This is a genomic window from Caballeronia sp. LZ032 (genome assembly GCF_031451315.1).
Lineage (GTDB): Bacteria > Pseudomonadota > Gammaproteobacteria > Burkholderiales > Burkholderiaceae > Caballeronia.
Window position 1 is genome coordinate 669,168 of sequence record NZ_JARUXP010000002.1, and the last position, 19,340, is coordinate 688,507.

Genomic DNA, 19,340 nt, shown 5'->3' on the forward strand with positions numbered 1-19,340 from the left:
GCTCAGCTTGCTGTAGCCGGGAAGTCGTTGCGCCAGTCGAGGCCTGCGAGCGTCGTCGTACGCGGACGGTATTCGCAACCGATCCATCCGGCATAGGCACTGTCGTCGATGGCGCACAGGATCGCGCGCCACGGCAGACGGCCTGATCCGGGTTCATGGCGGCCCGGCAGATCGGCTATCTGGATATGCGCGATGTTTTCCTGATGCGTGGTGAACTCGCGTGCCACGTCTACGCCGCTCATGCCAGCGTGATAGCAATCGAACAGCAGCCTGACATTGCGTTGCAGAAACGTGCTCGCGTGGTCGAGGCTGTGAAGAAAGTAGCCAGGCACGTCCTGCTGATTCAGGCATTCGAGCACGAAGGTCACGTGCGTTCCCGATGCCCGCTCAGCCGCCCATGCAAGGTTGTCGCGAAAGAGCGCTTCGGCTTCTTCTTGTGGGCACGTATCCGGCCGCTTTCCGGCAAGCAGATGGATCAGACCGCAGCCGAGGGCGTCGGCGTAATCGAGCGCCTGATCGATGCCTTCGCGGAACACATCGACATGGCCCGGCAGGCACGCATGGCCGTTCGCGCCGGCCGTGCCCGGCTGCGCCGCGGGCGTGTTGATGAGCACCTGGGTCAGGTTCCAGCGTTCGAGTTCGCGTCGAAGTTCGGGCGGCGCATATTCATAGGGCGAGGCGTACTCGACTGCTTCGAAGCCTTGCCGCGCAGCCGCTTCGAAGCGTTCCATGAACGGCAGTTCGGTGAACAGCCATTTGAGATTCGCGGCGAAGCGGCGCTTCATGTCAGCCCCACGATCATCTCGACTTCCACCGCGGCTCCATGCGGCAACTGCTGCACGCCGATTGCACTGCGCGCGTGCCGGCCGCGCTCGCCGAGAGCGTCGATCAGCACACGCGATGCGCCGTCGATCACCGCGCCTTGCTGCGTGAAATCCGGCGCGGAGGCGACGAATCCCGTGATCTTCACGATCCGTGCAACGCGCGCGTCGTCATTCAGCGCTTGGGCGAGGGCATCGAGACAAGCCTGCGCGCACAGTGCGGCGGCGTGGCGGGCATCGTCCACGGACAGGTCGGCGCCGACCTTGCCCGAATACATCACGACGCCATTCTGGCGCGGCAACTGGCCGCTCACGAACGCGAGATTGCCGAACACGGTGACGGGCGTGATGAGTGAACTGGGCGTGTGCTTGTCGGGGTCCATGAGTAGTCAGAAGACAGTGAGGCCGAAGCGCGCATAAGCGTGACGGGCCGTGGCAGAGAACAAGGCTTCGACGAACGCGGCGCTCGCGGCCAGGCCGGCGCTGGCGTCGAACATTGCGACATCGAAATCGGTGTAGTGCTGTACCTCTTCAGGCAAGGGACCGGCGAGCGCGATGCCGTTCACCATCGCCAGTTCGCTCATCTGCTGGATCGCGACATCCGCCTCGCCGCGCAGGATGCATTCGCCCGTCAGGCCTTTCTCGATGATGGTTGCGCGCGCATCGACCTGTTCCGCGATGCCCAGTCTCCGAAGCAGCGACGAAAAATACACGCCGCTCGCGCCTGTTTGCGAGTAGGCGACCGAGCGCGCGTCGAGGAGCAGCGTGCGCAATGCATCGACGTTGTGCAGGAACGGCAGGGCCACATCTCCGGCAACTGCCACGCCGACGCCGGTCCTGACCAGCGCACGCACGCTTGGCGCTGCAACGATCCCGTCTTCCGCGAGACGCTGCACGCAGGCGCGTGTCGCGATCAGCACGTCCGCCTGTGTGCCGTCCGAGATGCGCTGTTGCAGCACGTTGGTGGGATCGAAGAGCGGCTGCACTTCGATTCCGTGTTCAGCCTCGAAGGAAGGGATCACCGTATCGACGAGCGCGCGTTTCACAGCCAGCGTGCTCATCAGCGAAAACGAAGAGTCGGGGATCTGATTCATCAGCAGGACACGCCAAGCCGTCTTTTCAGATGCGCGATCGCACTGCGCGGCGCCGAAAACACCGGACACGCCGCAACGGCGGTGACGGCATCGAGGGCCTGTGCCGTCGAGAAGTGCGCGAGCATGATCGCGTCGTAGCCATGCAGGCTCGCGGCCTTGTCCGCGACGAGACGGTTGTGTGTCGCGGCATCGCCGGCGCGCAGGCAGTCGATCGCATCGTCGACCACGAACGTCGAAAGCGTCGCGCCCGGATTGCTGCGTTCGGCTTCCTCGAAGAATTCCGTGACCATCGTCGGCAAGGCGGGCGCGAAGGTCGCGAGCATCGCGATGCTTTGGCCTTGTGCCAGCGCGTCGGCGAACATCGCCGTGTTCGGCTTGCAGACCGGAATGGGCAACTCGGCATCCGCTGCCTCGATGGCGGGACCGAAGGCCGAGCAGGTGGCGAGCACGGCATCGGCGCCGGTCTCGCAGCCATAGCGCGCGAGGCGGACGAAGCGCTGCCGCAGCGCGCCGTCCAGGTCCCGGCTCTTGCCGCGTGCGGCCGTCAGGCCATCGTCGAGGAGATTGCTCAGTTTCGCTTCGGGCCAGTCAGTAGCGAACGCGGCCTGAATCGGCGCGATCGCGACGGGCGTCGCGTGCAGGAGCACGATGGAATGGTCGAGTTTCATGGAGATCGGTGCGCCGTGTTCGGGCGCCGGATCAGGCGTCCGGCAACTCATCCCAGCGTACCGGCCCGCGTGTGGCCGCTCAAACTCAAAAAACGCAACAGGTGTTGAGTCGATGTCACCGGGGCGAAGGCGTCAGCACTCGACCGCCGTGCCGAGGCGGGGTGTCGCGTGAAGTCCTGTTCAGTGCAGGCGCGTTTCCTCGGCTCGCAAGGTCAGCACACGCACGCCATTGCGCGTCACCGCGACGGTGTGCTCGAACTGCGCGGAGAGCTGACCGTCGCGGGTTAGGACGGTCCAGCCATCCTTCCCAGTCCACACGGCGGAGCGCCCTTGATTGAGCATCGGTTCGATGGTGAACACCATGCCTTCCTGCAAGCGCAGGCCGGTTCGCGGCCGGCCCCAGTGCAGCACTTGCGGATCCTCATGCATCTCCCGGCCGATGCCGTGCCCGCAATACTCCCTGACCACCGAATAGCCGTTCCTGCGGGCATGCCGCTCGATGGCATGACCGATGTCGCCGAGCGTCGCGCCGGGCCGCACCGCCTTGATGCCTTTCCACATGGCTTCATAGGTCACCTGCACGAGCCGCCTGGCGGGCGCTGCGACATCGCCGACCAGATAGGTCTTGCTCGAATCCGCGATGTAGCCGTTCTTCTCGAGCGTGATGTCGAAGTTGACGATGTCGCCGCTCTGCAGAATCTCCGCGTGCGACGGAACGCCATGGCACACCACGTCGTTGCGGGATGCGTTGAGCGCGTAGGCATAGCCATACTGCCCCTTGCTTGCAGGGCGCGCGCTCAGTTCATCGACGATGAGGCTGTCTACCCGATCGTTGACCTGCATCGTCGACATGCCGGTCAGATCCAGGCGGTCCAGGTGACCGAATACCAGCGCCAGCAGCCTGCCCGACTCGGCGAGCAAGGCGATTTCCTCGGGACGCCTGGTCACGCTGGCGCGACTCCGGCAAGCCCGGCGGACTCGGCGACCACGCCCGCCGCGCGCAATTCCCGCGCGACGATCTCGTTGAGCGTCATGCCCGGATTCATCTCGCACAACATGCCGGCCTTGATCCAGAAAGCCGCTTGCGCATTGATGGACCGGCACGACACGGCGCTGGCCTTGCGGATCTGGTCGTGCAGATCGTCGTCGATATTGACGATGCCCATGCTCTTCTCCTTATATGAAACATATACGAATCGTATATTGAAGCAGAGGGCAGTGCAAGTCCCGGTAGGACGGCATGCGGCCGCTGGCTAAGATGCTCGCTTTGATCCGCTCGAGCGTGCATAGCGAACATGAAGGACGAACGTCTCGTCGAAATGAAGATCTTCAAGGCCGTCGCGGAAAGCGGCGGCTTCACCGCCGCGGCGCTCCTGCTTGATCTCCAGCAGCCGTATGTCAGCCGCGCCGTGTCGGCGCTGGAGAAGCGCCTCGGCGTCGCGCTGTTGCGGCGCTCCACGCGCAGTCTTCAGGTGACGCAGGAAGGGCACCAGTACCTCGCGCTGTGCCGGCGCGTGCTCGATGACATCGATACCGCCGAGGCGCAGCTTGCGCGCGCCAGTCAGGACATGACCGGCGGCATTCGCGTGACGGTGGCGACCTCGTTCGGCACAACTGCCTGATGTGGGAACCGCCGATGGATCATCTGAACCACTGGCCGTTCATGATCGACGGCGAGCGCACTTCCATGCTCATCAACGGCAACTTCCAGACGAGCAGCGGCGTGAGTTTGGTGAACATGTGCCTGGCGGGCGTCGGCATCACGCGCATGGCGGAGCACATGGTGCTGCCGTCGATCCGCAGCAAGATGCTCGTGCCGCTCCTCACTGACTTCCAGCCCAGCGACGAGACCGCCATCTATGCGCTGTATCCGCGCGATGCGTCGCTGCATCCACGGGTGCGGGCGTTCATCGACCATGTGGCGGAGCGGCTCAGGCGGCCGCCGTGGGCCGCCTGAGCGCAAGGTGACGTCAGCGGTCAGCGGTCGTCGAGCGTCTTCGGCAGGCGCATGGTCATCGCTCCGCCGAGCACGAGAAACGCGGAGATCACGTACATGCCGACCTCCGCGTGCCCGGCCATCACGTTGAGCATGCCGACGAGATACGGCGACACGAAGCCGGCGATGTTCCCTACCGAATTGATGAACGCGAGCGCGGCGGCCACCGATGCTCCGACGAAGAGACTCGTCGGCAAGGCCCAGAACAGTGCGATGCACGAGTAGACGCCCGCGGCGGCGACGGAGAGACAGGCTGTCGTCACGAGCGGACCTGCCGAGAACCACATGCTGGCCGCGAGTCCTGCCGCGCCGATCAGCATGAACAGCGCGAAGTGCACGCGGCGTCCGCCGGTGCGGTCGGCGCTGCGGTTCGACACATACAGCGCGATGGCCGCAAAGATGTTGGGTACGGCCGAATAGAGCCCGATGGCGAAGGGATCGATCACGCCGCTGCGCTTGATGAGCGAGGGCATCCAGAAGCCCAGCGCGTAGAGGCCCATGATGAGGCAGAAGTAGATGCCGCAGAACTCCCACAGCTTGCGATTGGCGAGGAACGCGCGCACGCTCGAATGATCGACCTTGCCGGCGTTTTCCGCGCGCAGTTCGGCGAGCACGTTCTGGCGTTCTTCTTCGCTGATCCAGCGTGAGTGCGCGGGATCGTCGTCGAGGAAGGCGAGCACGATGAAGGCCAGCGCGACAGCCGGAATGGCTTCGATCAGGAACAGCCATTGCCATGCCGCGAGATGCTCGTTTCCGGTGAACGCGTGCAGGATATAGCCCGAGATCGGCCCGCCGACGACGAACGCGAGCGGTGCGCCCATCACGTAGATGGACATCGCGCGGCCGCGATAGCGCGCGGGGAACCAGAGCGTGAGCAGATACATGATGGCGGGCGCGAAGCCGGCTTCGGCGGCGCCGAGCAGAAAGCGCGCGACGTAGAACATGGTGGGCGTCTTGACGAAGATCATCGCCGCCGAGATCACGCCCCAGGTCAGCATGATGCGCGCGATCCACTTGCGCGCGCCCACCTTGCGCATGACGAGATTGCTGGGCACCTCGAAGAAGAAATAGCCTGCGAAGAAGATGCCTGAGCCGAGGCCGTAGATGGCGTCGTCGAAGTGCAGCGCGTCGAGCATCTGCAGCTTCGCGAAACCGACGTTGACGCGGTCCAGATAGGCGACCAGATAACAGATCAGCAGCAGCGGCAGGAGCCGCCAGTAGGCGCGGTAATACGTGCGGCTCGTGTCTGTCTGCCGGACGGTGTCTTCACCATAGAGCGCTTCCATGCATGTCTCCGATATAAGTATTCTCGAGCGCTTTCGTGCGGCATGCGCGACGTGCAGGATCGCTCATGCCGCCGATGTACTGGGGGAACGCCGGTGCTTCAGTCGAGGTAATCGGGCTCCTGTTCGTTGATCTCGTAGAGCATGGTCTGGAAGTGCAGCCAGCTGATGAACGAATTGCCCAGATGCTGATGCGAATACTCCGCGAACTTCGGGTCGATCTCGACCGGACGCGATTCGGTCGCGTCCATCAGCAACTGCATCCTGCAGCAGTGATCGAGCGCGATGAAGGTCCACACGGCATCGTCGATGCTGTGGCGGCTCGCCGTCAGCAGGCCGTGGTTCTGGTGAATGATGGCCTTGTGATCGTGGAAGGCGCGCGCGATCGGATTGCCCGATTCGTCCGCCACCGGCACCTTGCCCGCGCCGTCGCGGACCACGGCATGGCTGCCGTAGAACATGCAGGCATCCTGGGTCACGTAGTCGAGCGGCTTGCCCATCGCGGCCCACGCATCGCCGTGGACGGTGTGTGCATGGCATGAGCCGATGATGTCGGGGTTATCGGCGTGGATCGCGGAATGCAGCACGTAGCCCGCGCGATTCACCGCGTATTGGCCTTCGATCACGGTGCCCGAGTGATCGACGAGGACGAGCTGCGAGGTCTTCGTGCGCGACCACGGCACGCACATCGGATTGGTCCAGAAGAGGTCGGGGTGTTCGGGATCGCGCACCGTCAGATGGCCGCCGAAGCCGAAGCTGAAGCCGTGCCGGGCGAAGATCCGGCACGCGGCGGCGAGATGTTCCTTGCGATAACGGCGTTCTTCGGCGGAACTGGCGAAGCTGGGTTCCTGCGGGAAGATCAGGCCGTTTTGCGTGGGACTGTAGATCGAATCCTTGGCGTCCATCAGCATCGATACGTCTCCTCGTGTGGGGTGAGGAGCCAGTATAGGAGCGGAGTTTCGAGGGATTCAGGGGGCGGGGGGAATAGGTTTTATGCAGTGGCGTGGGAGTGGAAAACCCTGAGGCGGGGCGGTGCGCCCCCCGGACGCGACGCCCCGAAACCCGCTAAGCTGACCTGCTCTCCAGCCCACGCCCGCACCGCGCCATGAACTCGCGCCCCTTCACCATCGCCATCCCCGAGGCCCGGCTCGACGACCTCAAACAGCGCCTGCGCCAGACCCGTTGGCCATCCTCGCTCGATGCGGACGACTGGGAAGACGGCACGAGCCTCGCCTACCTGCAACGCCTTTCAAACCACTGGCTCAACCATTTCGACTGGCGCGCCCAGGAAGCCCGCCTGAACCGTCTGCCGCAGTTCCAGGCGACCATCGACGGCCAGGACATCCACTTCATCCATCGGTCTGGCCAAGGCCCCGCGCCCATGCCGCTGATCCTGACGCATGGCTGGCCCGGTTCCTTCATCGAAATGGAGCGGATCATTCCGCTGCTCACCGATCCCGCCGCGCACGGCGGAGAGGCGGCCGATGCGTTCCACGTCGTCGTGCCATCCCTGCCGGGTTTCGGTTTTTCAGCGCCACCGGCCAGCCCCGGCTGCAGTGCGCGCCACATCGCCGGACTGTGGCGCGGGCTGATGCACGGCCTCGGCTACCAACGCTTCGGCACGCAAGGCGGCGACATCGGCGCAGCGGTCTCCTTGTGGCTGGCGCGCCGTTTCCCGGACGATGTCGTCGGTGCCCATGTCAACTACATCCCCGCCAGTTACCGTCCGGCGCTTGCCCCGGACCTGCCTCCTCCAAATGCAGACGAACAGGCCTATCTCGACACCATAGCCGCATGGGCCTCAGCCGAAGGCGCGTATGCCGCCTTGCAGAGCACGAAGCCCCTCACGCTCGCCTATGCGATGACCGACTCACCCGTCGGCCTCGCCGCGTGGATCGTCGAGAAGTTCCGCACCTGGAGCGATTGCGACGGCGACATCGAACGTGCATTCACGCTCGACGACGTGCTGACCGACGTGTCCCTCTACTGGTTCGGCCACATGCTCGATGCGTCGTATCGCATCTACAAGGAGAACCGCCGTCAGCCGCTGAGCTTCGATCCCGCGGAACGCGTGGCGACACCGCTCGGCGTCGCGCTGTTTCCGCGCGAGTTGCCGATGCCGCCGCGTTCGTGGCTCGAACGCGTCTTCGATGTGCAGCGCTGGAACGCCATGCCGCGCGGCGGACACTTCGCCGCGCTCGAACAGCCGGCCTTGCTCGCGGAAGAGATCCGCGCATTCTTCAGGCCGTTGCGCGCGACCTGAGCAGGCGCTTGCGCCCAGTCATCTCGGCATCGGCGTGAAGGTGCAGCCGGGCGTGGTCCGGTCACGGCAGCAGGCTTGCAGCGCGTCGATGGAATCGTGATGCGCGGCTTTCCACTGCGCTTCGCTCAAATTGGTATCCGTGGGCATCCAGTGGCTCAGCGGAAAGCGATCGGCGAGCGGACCGTTACCCGGTGCGTGCCCGCCTGCCGAGAGCCCGAGAAAGACCTCGCAAGTCTGCTTCGTGCCGATCCGGTGGCAGCCGACACACGTATTGCCCGGCGTGCTCATCGTCTTCAGACGCTCCATCTGGAAAGCGGGTCCGATGCTCGAATACTTGCCCCACGGATCGGTCGGCACCTTGTCCCACACCTGCGCGATGAACGGGCTCATGATGAACGGCCCGGCATCGTGGCATTGAATGCAGTTGGGATTCTTGCCGGCCAGGATGCCCGGCGTCTGCCAGAACTCGACCGCCGCCAGCTTCGCCGCGGGCGGCGTCTTCTCGTCGGGCGGCGGCACGCGCGACGTGTCCCAGCCCATCTTCGGATCGGGCGGATCCTTCGACGCAAACCAGCACGTCTTGCCGTTCCCCGTGTGATGCAGCACGATCACGACCTCGTCGAAACGGGCCGCAACGGTATTGCTGGGATCGTTCTTGCGGCAATAGGCGGAAATCTGCGTCGCCCCGCGCGACAGATCGAGAATCCTCGCGCCGGGCAGGCACTGCTGCACCTTGTCATCCCGAGGATAAAGCAGCGACGGGCGGTCGCAACGGGTGGGGCGTTCGTCCAGCCCGATCCGCCTGCCGTCGACGGTCACGGGTATCTCGGTGCCGCTGGCGCAATCGAATGGCGGAATCTCGCCGATTTCCCGCGAGCACTGCGCGCCATAATCGAGGATGCCCTGCTGCTGCGGCGGAGCGGCTTCAGCGGCAAGCGCCATAGCCACCACCGCCACCGCAGCAATGACGAGCGCGAGCCTCATGATCCCGCTCCACCCTTGACCTTCGCCTGCGCGACCCGTCGGATCGCTTCCTTGTACCTGACGTAGCCGGTGCAGCGGCACAGGTTGCCGCCGACCCATGTATCGATCGCGTCGTCGATCCGTTCGACGGACGCGCCGTACTGGCCGAGATGCTCCAGCATGGCGGTCGCGGCCATCAGGAAGCCGGGCGTGCAGTAGCCGCACTGGAACGCGAACGCCTCCAGAAAACTCTGCTGAAGCGGCGCGAGCCGGTTGCCCTGTGCCAGGCTCTCGACCGTATAGACGTGCTGATTCGCCAGCGTGCTGACCGTGGTGACGCACGCAAGCGTCTTCTCCAGCAGCGCATCCGGCCGGTTGCGAATGCCGACCGTGCACGCGCGGCACACGCCGATCCCGCAGCAGACCTTCGTGCCCGTCAGGTCGAGGCGCTCGTGCAGATAATCGGCGAGGCTCATGTCGGCATCGTCGGCGCTGACGGTGCGTGGCTGGCCGTTGACGTGCAGCCTGATGACGGCGCCGTTCACTTGAGGGCCTCGCGGATCACGGCCGGCGTCACCGGCGTCTGCCTGAAGCGATGTCCCGTCGCCATCGCGAGCGCGTTGAGCAGCGCGGGCGCGATCGGACACATGACCGCTTCGCCGATGCCGCGCGCCGCGTGTTGCTGACCGTCGTCGGGCGGATCGAGCGTATGGAGTTCCTGCCTGGGCGCCTCCTGCATGCTCATGATCCGGTACTGGTCCAGATTCCATCTGCCGTTGCCCGGACCCTTCGGTCCGGGAGGGCAGGCTTCGGTCAGCACGTTGCTGAGCGCCATCGCCACTGCGCCATGCGACTGTCCGCTGACGATCTCCGGACACAACAGCCGCCCGGCGCTCAGCGTGCTCACGACCTGCTCGACCTTGACGCGGCCCGTTTGCGCATCCACCGCAACGGACACGAGCGCCGCCGCCGGCGCATAGTTGGTTCGTCCATAGCCGACGATGATCTCCTTCGGCTCGCGCAGGACACCGTGCGTCACGGGGCGCAGTTCGCTGACGCTCGGCCCCGTGGCGATGAAATCGCAGTCCATCATCGTCACGCCCGACGTGAAGACATAGTTGCTCTTCCAGAAGTCGCCCGCGTAGGTGAGGTGGGCGGCGGCAACGGTATGCAGGCCCTGGCGGTTGATGGCGTCGAGCAGCCTGGACCAGGTCAGCGGCTCACGTCCCGGAGCGGTGAGATTCCCTTCGATCCACTTCAGATCGCCGAACGGGACCTTGTCGTCGCGCCAGATCGCGCGCGCGGCCGGCAGGACGCTCTGGAGCATCAACGTCAACGCCGCGCGATCGACCGCCTGGACGTGATGGAACGCGCCGAGGCACGCGCTCGACGAACCGAACGGCCCGCCGAGCCCCTTGGCGTTGCGGAACTTGTTCCAGAGGCCGGATTGGCTGGCGTCGTAATCCTTGATGGCAATGAATACGGCCGCGTCGCTCATCCTGATCTGCTGCGCATTGCGGCCGAGATGCCGGGCCGGCGCGAGCGCCAGCGTGGTGGCCGCGCCGTTGCCCATGTCGGTGTAGTGCGTCACCACGCGCACGCCCGTCGTCTGGCTGATCTCCACCAGCGCGAACACGCCATCCTTTGCCGTGCCATAGGCCTGATTGGACATCGCGAAGCCGACGCCATAGCGCAACCCGTCCTTCGCGCGCTCGCTGCGTATCCGCGCGCGTCCGGTCCAGAGCGGATGCGTTTCCAGCTGCCTCAGATGCTGGTTCAACTGGAGATCGAAGAGGATTTTTCCGCCCGTGATGGTCCGGCTTCCCGGCGTGCCAAGCAGGTTCATGCGGCGAATCTCGAAGGGCGATTTGCCGAGCGCGTGAGCCGCTTCGTCGAGCAGGGTCTCGATGGCCATGAAGGCCTGCGGACCGCCGAAGCCACGCTGCGAGCCGCCATAGATTTCCGGCGAGAAGAAGATGGCGCCTTCGGCGCTGGCGCGCGGAATGTCATAGCAGCTCATCGCGCTCATTGCCGCGAGGTCGCCGACCGCGCCCGTCAAGTTTTGCCTGCCACCGGAGTTGAGCAGGAAGCGGCTGCTGAGCGCCTGGATCTTCCCGCCGTGATCGAGCCAGATGGTTTCCTCGAATCTCGACTCGGTGCGCTTCAAGCCCACTTGAAACTGTTCGTAACGCGACAGCTGCCAGCGCAACGGCGCCCTGGCGAAGCGCGCGGCCAGCCCAAGGTAGGCAGGAAACGGCGACTTGTCGCGCCCGCCGAAGCCGCCGCCGGGATAGCAGGCAATGATATCGACGTGATCGAGCGGGAGGTCGCTGGGCTTCAGCAGATCACTGACGCTGAAGCCATCGTCACGCGGCGATTGCGTGCCCAGCACCATCTTCATGACGCGCGTGTCCGGGTCGAACCACGCGAGGCCTGATTCCGGCTCCATGAACACCGGGTCCATCGCGGGGGTCTGGAAGATGTGTCCGTCCGTGGTGCCGAATTGCAGCCAATTTCCCTTCCGGACCTGCGCCCGGGCCAGGTCAAGGATGACCTCGCGTTCGTCACGCGCGACCTCCTTGAACGCCTGCGTCGGATTGCCGTTGTCGTCGGGCTGCATGTTGGTGTTCCAGACGCCGTTTGCGTCGTTCCGGACGTAGATCTTGCTGTTCTTGAAGGCATCCGGACTCAGCGTGGGATACGGCGTGACGGCATCGGGTTTCATTGCGCCGTAGCGGATGACGGCGGGATTGAAGTCGAGGATTTTCTTCGCCCGGCGATAGATGTCGAAGTTCTCGAAGATCAGCAATGCGACCGGCTGTCCATAGCATCCTGCCGGCGCGGATCGTCGCGCGAACAACTCGGCGGCTGCGTGACCGATGCCGCTGCTGTCGGCGGAAGAAGGGATCTTGTGTTCTGCAAGCGTCTCGCTGGTGATGACCACGAGCGGCTTCAACGCGCCGGGCAGCATGCTCAGGTCGAAATCGTCGATAACCTGATCGACGCGATCGCAGCGCAGCGCGTACAGCCAGTTTTCTTCCTTGGGCCAGCCATCGAAGTCGGCGGCCTTGAAGTCGCGCGCATAGACCTTCGCGCCCGTGACCTTGCTCACGCCCTCGATCCGCCAGCGCGCCTTGCCGGGTTCCGGCGCCCAGTCGGGGTTGCCGGCATGCGTCGGCCAGGCGTTGTCGGCGGTTCGTGGCGACGCGTCATCGACGGCGTGCGTCGCGCAACCGTCCAGCAGCGACGCGATTCCGCTGACCGTGACCGTCGCGGCGCCGCCGCCGACAGCCTTGAGGAACACCCGCCGTGTAACCGGAAATCGACCGTCCATGCTGCCCTCGACACAGGGTTCTTCGCAACCGCAAGGATGGCCCTGCACGAGAGCCGTTCGTGCAGCGGCGACTTCAGCTTCTACTGCTCAGGCAAGCAATGCGCAGGTGAAGGAAAGAGAACGATGCGCGCGGTATCGGGATGGACGTCGGTTAGATATGAAACTAGGCGATGACCTGTCTCTAAACAAGGTCAAAATGCAGCGCTTTTCCGCTCGTTGTTCGCTCTTGTGGCGAAGGAGCGCTGCAAAAGAAGTGTCCAGTCGTTCAGTTCAGCTGCTTTCGGACTCGGCAGACTCAATATCCCAGCACCCGGTCATACACATGCTGCAAGGGCTTGCCTTCGAGATGCTCGCGCAGCGCCCGCGCGACCTGCTCCGCCCGTGCGCCGCGAGAAGGCAGCGAAGCCACATGCGGCGTGACGACCACGCCCGGATGAGACCAGAGGCGGCTGTCCGGATCGAGCGGCTCTTGCTCGAAGACATCGAGCCACGCGCTGCGCAGGCGGCCTTCGTCGAGCGCGGCGAGCACGTCGTCGAGCGCGACTTGCGGACCACGGCCCGCGTTCACGATGGACGCGCCCACCGGCAGTCTTGCGAGCAAGGCCGCGTCGATCATGCCGCGCGTCTGCGGCGTGTCGGGCAGCAGATTGACCACGATGTGCGCGTTGTCGAGCAGGGCATCGAGTGCTTCATTGCCGCTGTAGCACGTCACACCCTGCAAGTTTCCCGGCGAACGCGACCAGCCCCGGACCTGAAAGCCGTTCAGCGCGAGCCGTTGCGCACAGGCCGCGCCGAGTTCGCCGAGACCGAGCACGGCCACGTTCGTCTCGCCCGAGCGCCTGCCGATCAGCTCGTCGTTCCAGCTACGCCGGCGCTGCGCATCGTTAAGCGCGGCAAAATCCCGCGTGATGCCGAAGCACGCGGCCATCACGTAGTCCGACATGCGTTCGGTGGTCTCGGGCGTGACCATCCGCACGATGGGCAGATGCGCGGGCACGGATCGGTCGGCCATGATGTGATCGACGCCCGCCGCCGCGCTGAACACGATCTTCAGCGCGGGCATGCGTGCCAGACGTCCCGGCGTCGGTTCCCAGACGAGGACGAAGTCCACCTTCGCATCGTCGACTTCGGGATCGTTCCAGCCGCGCACCTCGAGTTCGGGCAGCCACTTCGCAAAATGATCCCGCCACTCGCCGACCGCGCCGGGTCCGCCCGAATTGACCAGTAACAACATGAAAACGCCTCTCCTCGATAGTGCGCTGCAATCGTGAAAACAAGGTACCGCGTCAGGCGGCCGGACGGCATCGGGCGGCCACGTCGGCGAGCCATTCGTCGCGGAACTCCTTCATGAACGCGACGAACGTGCGCCCGAGCTTCGACAGCGGACGATGCGTCGGATACATCAGCCCGACGCGAAAGCGGATACAGGGATCCACCGGCCGGGCATCGACGCGATCCAGATAGCCATGCACGCTGAACGGATCGACGAAGCCGATGCCCAGATCCAGCGCCGCCATCTCGCACGTAGCATGCGACAGCGACGTATCGATGCGCGTGATCCGGCTCACGTCGTGACTGTCGAAGAAACGGTCCACGTGGCCGCGCGGCTGGTAGTGGCCAGTCATCGAGATGAAGGTGCGTCCTTCGAAGTCCTGCGGCGCGAGTACGTCCTTCGCCGACAGTTCGTGCTGCTTCTTCATCACCGCGTAGTAGGGCACGTTGCAGAACTCGTCGACGGTCAGATCGTCCGCGACGGCCGGCAGTTCGGCGAGCCCGAAATCGATCTGCTGCGCCGCGATCCAGTCCTCGATCTTCGAGGACATCTGCACATCGAGCGACACGTCCACTTCCGGATGCGCCTCGCGAAAGCGCGCGATCACCGTGGGCATGAAGGTGATGCCGAGCGCGGGCATGCAGGCAATCGCAATGCTTCCGACGCGCAGCTTGCGCACGTCGGCGGCGAGTTCGGCGATGCGTTCGTGCGAGCGGATGGTCGCCTCGACCTGTTCGCGGATCATGCGGGCTTCCGGCGTCGGCACGAGCCTGCCGTTGGCGCGGTCGAACAGCGTGACGCCCAGTGCGCGTTCGAAGTCGCTGATGAGCCTGCTGACGGACGGCTGCGACAGCCCGAGCAGTTCGGCGGCGCCGATCATCGTGCCGACCTTCATCGTGGCCTGGAATGCTTCGAGTTGCCGGATGTTCATGATGACGACGGCGCAACCGCCCTGCAAACGGAAGCCCCCATCCTAGAAGGAAAACCGTTCGAGAGCAAAGTCACGCGGATCGACGCGCGGTCGGTCGCCCGTCACCAGATCCGCCAGCACCTGTCCGGCGGCCGGCCCGATGCCGAAGCCGTGTCCCGAGAAGCCCGAGCCGAGGTGAAAGCCGGGCAGCGCCTTGACCTTCGAGATGACCGGTATGGCGTCCGGCGTCACGTCGATCATGCCGGCCCACGCACGCTGGATGGTGGCGTTTGCGAAGCTCGGGAACGCGGCCTTGAGCCGCGCGAGCGCGTCGTGCAGCATCGGCAGGTTGGCGGCCGGGTCGAGCGTCCTGCACGCTTCGAACGGCGACGGACGGTCGAGGCCGAAGCGGCGCGGAATCATCATCTCCTCGAAGAAGCGCCGGCCCAGGCGCAGCTTCAGATACTTGCGCTCGCTGAGCCACGCGCGCATGAACTTCGTGCTGAGACGGATGCTGTCGGGCGTGAGATCCGCGACTGATGCGCCGAGCTTCGACACCGTGTAGCCGCCGTCGCTGCGCTTGCGGCAGGTGAAGTCGCCGCCGTTGATGGTGACATCGAGACCGGCATCGATGGGCGCGGTCTGCATCACCGAGGCATGCACCTTGAGCTGCGGAAAGTCGATGGCGTGATTGCCGCAGAACAGCCGCGACCACGCGCCGCCCGCCAGCACGACGTCCGCGCATTGCACGCGCCCGTGCTCGGTCACGATGCCCGCGACGCGTCCGGCGGCCACGTCGAGCCCGCGCACCGCGCAGTGTTCGATGATGCGCGCGCCGTGCGCCCGCGCCAGGTCGGCGATGCCGCGCGTGGCGGCGAGCGGCTCGGCGACGCCGTCGGCATCGCTGTACAGCGCGCCCGCCCACGGCCGCTGCGAAGGCGGGATCAGTTTCGCCAGCGCGGCGCGGTCCATGAGCCGCGCGTGCGCGCCCTTCGTCTGCGCGGCGGCGAGCCACTTCTCGTGAGCGGCCATGTCGGCATCGGAGGCGGCGAGATAGGCGAGGCCGGTGGTGCGATAGCCGACGTCGACCTGCGACTGGATCTCTTGCCAGAGTTCGTTCGCAAGCATCGACAAGGGCAACTCACGCACGTCGCGGCCCACGCTGCGAATCCAGCCCCAGTTGCGCGACGACTGCTCGCCCGCCACCGTGCCCTTTTCGAACACCGCGACGTCGACGCCCTTGCGGGCCAGCGCCAGCGCGCAACTCACGCCGATGATCCCGCCGCCGACAATGGCGACGGACACTTGCTTGGGCAGATCCGGTTTCAACTCGCTTGCTCCGAAATGAGTCAGTCGATGCGGCCCGGCCGTCAGGCGAGGCGCTTCCGGCTCGCGGCCAGACCGCAGAGCGCGAGCGCCGAGACGGCGATCAGATACCACGCGGGCGACATGATGCTGCCGGTGGTCTTGACCAGCAGGCTCGTCACCAGCGGCGTGAGGCCGCCGAACAGCGTCATCGCGATCACATAGGCGAGCGACACGCCGGTCGTGCGGCAGCTCGCCGGAAACAGCTGCGACAGGAGCGATCCGACCGGCGAGTAGTAGAAGCTGTAGAACACCAGCGAAAGAATGCACTGGAACGCGACGAGCGTGACCGGGCCCGGCGCGCGCGTCAGCATGTAAAAGAGCGGCAGGATCAGCACCATGCCGGTGAGGAGCGCGGCGCGCATCACCTTTACCGTGCCGAAGCGGTCCGCCGCCATGCCGCCGACCAGCGGCAGCAGCACGCACACCAGGCCGCTCGCGATCGACGACGAAAACGCCGCGTCCTTGCTGACGCCGAGATTGTTGATGGCGAAGGTCGGCATGTAGATGTTGATGAAGCTCGCCAGCCCGCCCGCGCCCGCGACGATCGCGCCAATCAGCACGGCGGATTTGTGCGAGCGCGCGGTTTCACGCAGCGGCGAATGCTCGGTCTTCTTCACCTGTTCGAAGTCGGCGGTCTCGCTCACCTTGCGGCGGATATACAGCCCGACCGGCCCGATCAGGCAGCCGAACACGAAGGGCAGGCGCCAGCCCCACGAATTGACCTGCTCGGCCGTCAGGAAGTGGTTGATGCAGTACGCGAACAGCGACGACGTCAGCACCGCGAGACCCGACGCCGAAAACTGCAGGCTGCCGAAGAAGGCCATGCGGCGCTTGTCCTGTTCGGTCAGGAACGAGTTCGCGGCGCCGAATTCCCCGCCCGCCGAAAAGCCTTGCAGCAGGCGTCCGGCGACGAGAATCACCGGCGCGAGCACGCCGATGCTGTCATAGGTCGGCACCACGGCGATGGACGCCGTCCCGAGCAGCATCAGCAGGGCGGCCAGACTGAGCGCGAAGCGCCGCCCGCGCCGGTCCGCGATGACGCCGAGCACGATCGCGCCCACCGGACGGATGACGAAGGAACTGCCGAAGGTGAGCAGACTGAGCAGCAGCGCGGATTGGCCGTCGCCGGTCGGGAAGAACAGCTTCGACACGGTGATCGCGAACATCGCGTACACCAGCAGGTCGAACCATTCGAAGAACGTGCCGAAGTTCGCGGCGATGACATCCCGCACGCGGTTTGGAGCGGGTTGGTCCACGACCGGGGCGTCGAGGGTGCTGGCCTTGTTCAACATATTCATCCTTTGCAGTCTTGAGCAGGCGGAGCGGCCGCCGGATGCCGTGGTGCCAACGTTCAATAGCGATAGTGCTGGTTCAGACCTCAACTGCCTTTGAAACCCTTTGCGCCGCACCTAGTGGCGTGCTGCGCGCGAAGCTCCGGCCATGCCAGAGCAGACAAGCGGAATCGGCATCGCGGCGCGACGAAATCCGCTCGATCACGCCGACGAAAATCGAATGCGTGTAGCCGTCGTGACACTTGTCGAGCCGGCAATCGAGCACGACGGCGGCATCGGCGAGCACAGGCGCGCCGGTTTCGAGCGTCGTCCACTGACCGGGCTCGAAGCGCGCATCGCCTTTTGCCGCGCGAAAGCGATCGACGATGTCGCTTTGTTCCACCGACAGCAGGTTCACCGCGAACGTGCCGTGCGCGACGATGGCATCGTGCGCGGAGGCGTTCTTGTTCACGCACACGACGAGCGAAGGCGGATCCGACGACAGGCTGCACACCGAGGTCGCGATCAATCCCGCGGGCTTGCCGTCGCGCAAGGTGGTGACGGCCGTGACGCCCGCCGCGAACAGCGCCATGGCGTCCTGGAAGCTGTGTTCGGTATCGGTTGCGGTTGCGGTCGGCATCATGACGCGCCTCCGATGCGCTGGAAGACGCTCGGCGCGAGGCCGAGGTTCGCGCGCAAGGTCGTGCCTTCGTAGCGCGAGCGGAACAGCCCGCGCCGACGCAGTTCGGGCACGAGAAAGTCGCTCATGTCGTCCATGCCGGTGGGCAGAATCGGCGGGCAGATGTTGAAGCCGTCGGCGGCGTCGTTGCGGAACCAGTGTTCCATTTCGTCGGCGACATCCGCCGCCGTGCCGATCAGCAGACGCACGCCGAACGTCGACGCCACGCGCTGGCCGAGTTGGCGGATCGACAGGTTCTCGGCATGCGCGACCTCGACCAGGTTCTGCGCGATGCTGCCGATGTTCTTCGTGTTCGCCGTATTCAGATCGGGCACCGGGCCATCCAGCGGATAGGCCGACAGATCGCCCAATTGGCCGTACAGCGCCGCCAGCCCGCTCAGCGGATGGATCAGCGCCTGGAGTTCCTCGTACTTGTCGCGCGCTTCCTCGCGCGTCGCCGCGACGAAGGGCGCGATGCCCGGCATGATGAGCAGGTCATCCGGCTGCCGGCCATGAGCGGCGAGCCGGCCCTTGAGGTCGGCGTAATAGGCCTGCGCGCTGCTGAGATCGTGCGAGTTGCTGTACACCACTTCCGCACAGCGCGCCGCGAGCCGGCGGCCCGCTTCGGACGCGCCCGCCTGCACGATGACCGGCTGTCCCTGCGGCGTGCGCGCCGAGTTCAGCGGACCGCGCACCTGGAAGTGCTTGCCCTTGTGGTTCGGCGTGTGCAGCTTCGCTTCGTCGTAGAACAGGCCGGAGTCCTTGTCGCGCACGAAGGCATCGTCTTCCCAGCTGTTCCACAGCGAGCGCACGACGTCGACGAATTCGTCGGCGCGTTCGTAGCGGTCCGCGTAGGCGAGGTTCTCGGTGCGGCTGAAGTTCTGCGCCTCTTCGTCCGACCACGACGTCACCACGTTCCAGCCCGCGCGCCCGCCGCTGATGTGATCGATCGATGCATATTTGCGCGCGATGTGGAACGGCTCGTTGTAGGTGGTCGATGCCGTCGCCACCAGGCCGATGTTGCGCGTCGTGGCCGCGAGCGCCGCCAGCAGCGTCAGCGGTTCGAGTTCCGCGTTGCGCATGTCGCGGGCGAGCGAGCCCTTGGGATTGTCGTTGGCGCGGATGCCGAGGCCATCCGCGAAGAAGATCATGTCGAAGTGCGCGGCTTCCGCCTTGCGCGCCGTGTTCAGGAAATGCTCGAAGCTGAGCGCGCCATCGGCGGGCACCGACGGATGCCGCCACGCGGCCACGTGATAGCCGAGATACCGCATCGAGAGACCGAGTCTGAGTTTGCCGTCCTTCGTCATTTCCGACACCTCCATGTGCTGCCGTTCATCTCGCCGCTCCGGTGTGAAGCGGCGTCATGTAAGCATGGTGAGTCGCGAAATCGGGCGACTCAACGCTGTCAAAATTGGTC

At 65.3% G+C, this 19,340-nt stretch carries 18 protein-coding genes and 1 pseudogene; 2 read left to right on the forward strand and 17 right to left on the reverse strand.

The features are described from left to right. Positions 1-2 precede the first annotated feature (2 nt). The 6 genes from QCE69_RS18545 to QCE69_RS18570 form a co-directional block, all read right to left on the reverse strand. On the reverse strand, positions 3-785 hold the full coding sequence (locus QCE69_RS18545) for a TIM barrel protein (protein ID WP_309932190.1): 783 nt from the start codon (positions 783-785) through the stop codon (positions 3-5). Continuing rightward, positions 782-1,204 (reverse strand): RidA family protein, encoded by a 423-nt coding sequence (locus QCE69_RS18550; protein ID WP_309921357.1) that lies wholly within the window; start codon positions 1,202-1,204, stop codon positions 782-784. The genes QCE69_RS18545 and QCE69_RS18550 overlap by 4 nt, the downstream gene beginning before the upstream one ends. Positions 1,205-1,210: 6 nt before the next feature. Next, on the reverse strand, positions 1,211-1,915 hold the full coding sequence (locus tag QCE69_RS18555; RefSeq protein WP_309932191.1) for a substrate-binding domain-containing protein: 705 nt from the start codon (positions 1,913-1,915) through the stop codon (positions 1,211-1,213). Continuing rightward, on the reverse strand, positions 1,915-2,583 hold the full coding sequence (locus tag QCE69_RS18560) for an arylsulfatase (RefSeq protein WP_309932192.1): 669 nt from the start codon (positions 2,581-2,583) through the stop codon (positions 1,915-1,917). Before QCE69_RS18560 ends, QCE69_RS18555 begins: the two co-directional genes overlap by 1 nt. Positions 2,584-2,763: 180 nt before the next feature. Next, positions 2,764-3,531, reverse strand: a complete 768-nt coding sequence (map, locus tag QCE69_RS18565; protein ID WP_309932193.1) for a type I methionyl aminopeptidase — start codon at positions 3,529-3,531, stop codon at positions 2,764-2,766. Then, entirely contained in the window at positions 3,528-3,749 is a 222-nt protein-coding gene (locus QCE69_RS18570; RefSeq protein WP_309921370.1) for a ParD-like family protein, read from the reverse strand. The genes map and QCE69_RS18570 overlap by 4 nt, the downstream gene beginning before the upstream one ends. 129 nt (positions 3,750-3,878) lie before the next feature. Between QCE69_RS18570 and QCE69_RS39545 the strand changes: the two are divergent. After that, positions 3,879-4,540 (forward strand): annotated as a pseudogene (locus tag QCE69_RS39545) (LysR family transcriptional regulator). A gap of 20 nt (positions 4,541-4,560) precedes the next feature. Here QCE69_RS39545 and QCE69_RS18585 read toward each other — a convergent pair. Together QCE69_RS18585 and QCE69_RS18590 are read right to left on the reverse strand one after the other, a co-directional pair. Next, positions 4,561-5,865, reverse strand: a complete 1,305-nt coding sequence (locus QCE69_RS18585) for an MFS transporter (protein ID WP_309921372.1) — start codon at positions 5,863-5,865, stop codon at positions 4,561-4,563. 98 nt (positions 5,866-5,963) lie between these two features. After that, positions 5,964-6,773 carry a class II aldolase/adducin family protein gene (locus QCE69_RS18590; protein ID WP_309921376.1) on the reverse strand — a complete coding sequence of 270 codons (810 nt, stop codon included), beginning with the start codon at positions 6,771-6,773 and terminating at the stop codon, positions 5,964-5,966. 194 nt (positions 6,774-6,967) lie between these two features. On the opposite strand from QCE69_RS18590, the gene QCE69_RS18595 reads away from it, so the two are divergent. Next, on the forward strand, positions 6,968-8,125 hold the full coding sequence (locus tag QCE69_RS18595) for an epoxide hydrolase (RefSeq protein ID WP_309921379.1): 1,158 nt from the start codon (positions 6,968-6,970) through the stop codon (positions 8,123-8,125). An 18-nt stretch (positions 8,126-8,143) separates the two neighbouring features. On the opposite strand, the gene QCE69_RS18600 is transcribed toward QCE69_RS18595, so the two are convergent. The 9 genes from QCE69_RS18600 to QCE69_RS18640 all read right to left on the reverse strand — a co-directional run bounded on the left by QCE69_RS18600 (position 8,144) and on the right by QCE69_RS18640 (position 19,230). Beyond that, the gene (locus QCE69_RS18600; protein WP_309921383.1) at positions 8,144-9,109 is read right to left on the reverse strand and encodes a hypothetical protein; all 966 of its coding nucleotides are present in this window, start codon (positions 9,107-9,109) and stop codon (positions 8,144-8,146) included. Beyond that, positions 9,106-9,633, reverse strand: a complete 528-nt coding sequence (locus QCE69_RS18605) for a 2Fe-2S iron-sulfur cluster-binding protein (RefSeq protein WP_309921385.1) — start codon at positions 9,631-9,633, stop codon at positions 9,106-9,108. The genes QCE69_RS18600 and QCE69_RS18605 overlap by 4 nt, the downstream gene beginning before the upstream one ends. Continuing rightward, the gene (locus QCE69_RS18610) at positions 9,630-12,422 is read right to left on the reverse strand and encodes a molybdopterin cofactor-binding domain-containing protein (RefSeq protein WP_309932196.1); all 2,793 of its coding nucleotides are present in this window, start codon (positions 12,420-12,422) and stop codon (positions 9,630-9,632) included. Before QCE69_RS18610 ends, QCE69_RS18605 begins: the two co-directional genes overlap by 4 nt. Positions 12,423-12,717: 295 nt before the next feature. Beyond that, complete coding sequence (locus tag QCE69_RS18615) at positions 12,718-13,656, reverse strand: glyoxylate/hydroxypyruvate reductase A (protein ID WP_309932198.1); 939 nt, start codon at positions 13,654-13,656, stop codon at positions 12,718-12,720. A gap of 52 nt (positions 13,657-13,708) precedes the next feature. Next, positions 13,709-14,626: a LysR substrate-binding domain-containing protein gene (locus tag QCE69_RS18620; RefSeq protein WP_309814076.1), complete on the reverse strand. Its 918-nt coding sequence runs from the start codon at positions 14,624-14,626 to the stop codon at positions 13,709-13,711. A gap of 42 nt (positions 14,627-14,668) precedes the next feature. Next, complete coding sequence (locus QCE69_RS18625; RefSeq protein WP_309932199.1) at positions 14,669-15,934, reverse strand: FAD-binding oxidoreductase; 1,266 nt, start codon at positions 15,932-15,934, stop codon at positions 14,669-14,671. A 41-nt stretch (positions 15,935-15,975) separates the two neighbouring features. Further along, complete coding sequence (locus QCE69_RS18630) at positions 15,976-17,271, reverse strand: MFS transporter (protein ID WP_309814068.1); 1,296 nt, start codon at positions 17,269-17,271, stop codon at positions 15,976-15,978. A 73-nt stretch (positions 17,272-17,344) separates the two neighbouring features. Next, entirely contained in the window at positions 17,345-17,887 is a 543-nt protein-coding gene (locus QCE69_RS18635; protein ID WP_309921395.1) for a flavin reductase family protein, read from the reverse strand. After that, entirely contained in the window at positions 17,884-19,230 is a 1,347-nt protein-coding gene (locus QCE69_RS18640) for an LLM class flavin-dependent oxidoreductase (RefSeq protein WP_309921398.1), read from the reverse strand. Before QCE69_RS18640 ends, QCE69_RS18635 begins: the two co-directional genes overlap by 4 nt. Between the last annotated feature and the right edge of the window lie 110 nt (positions 19,231-19,340).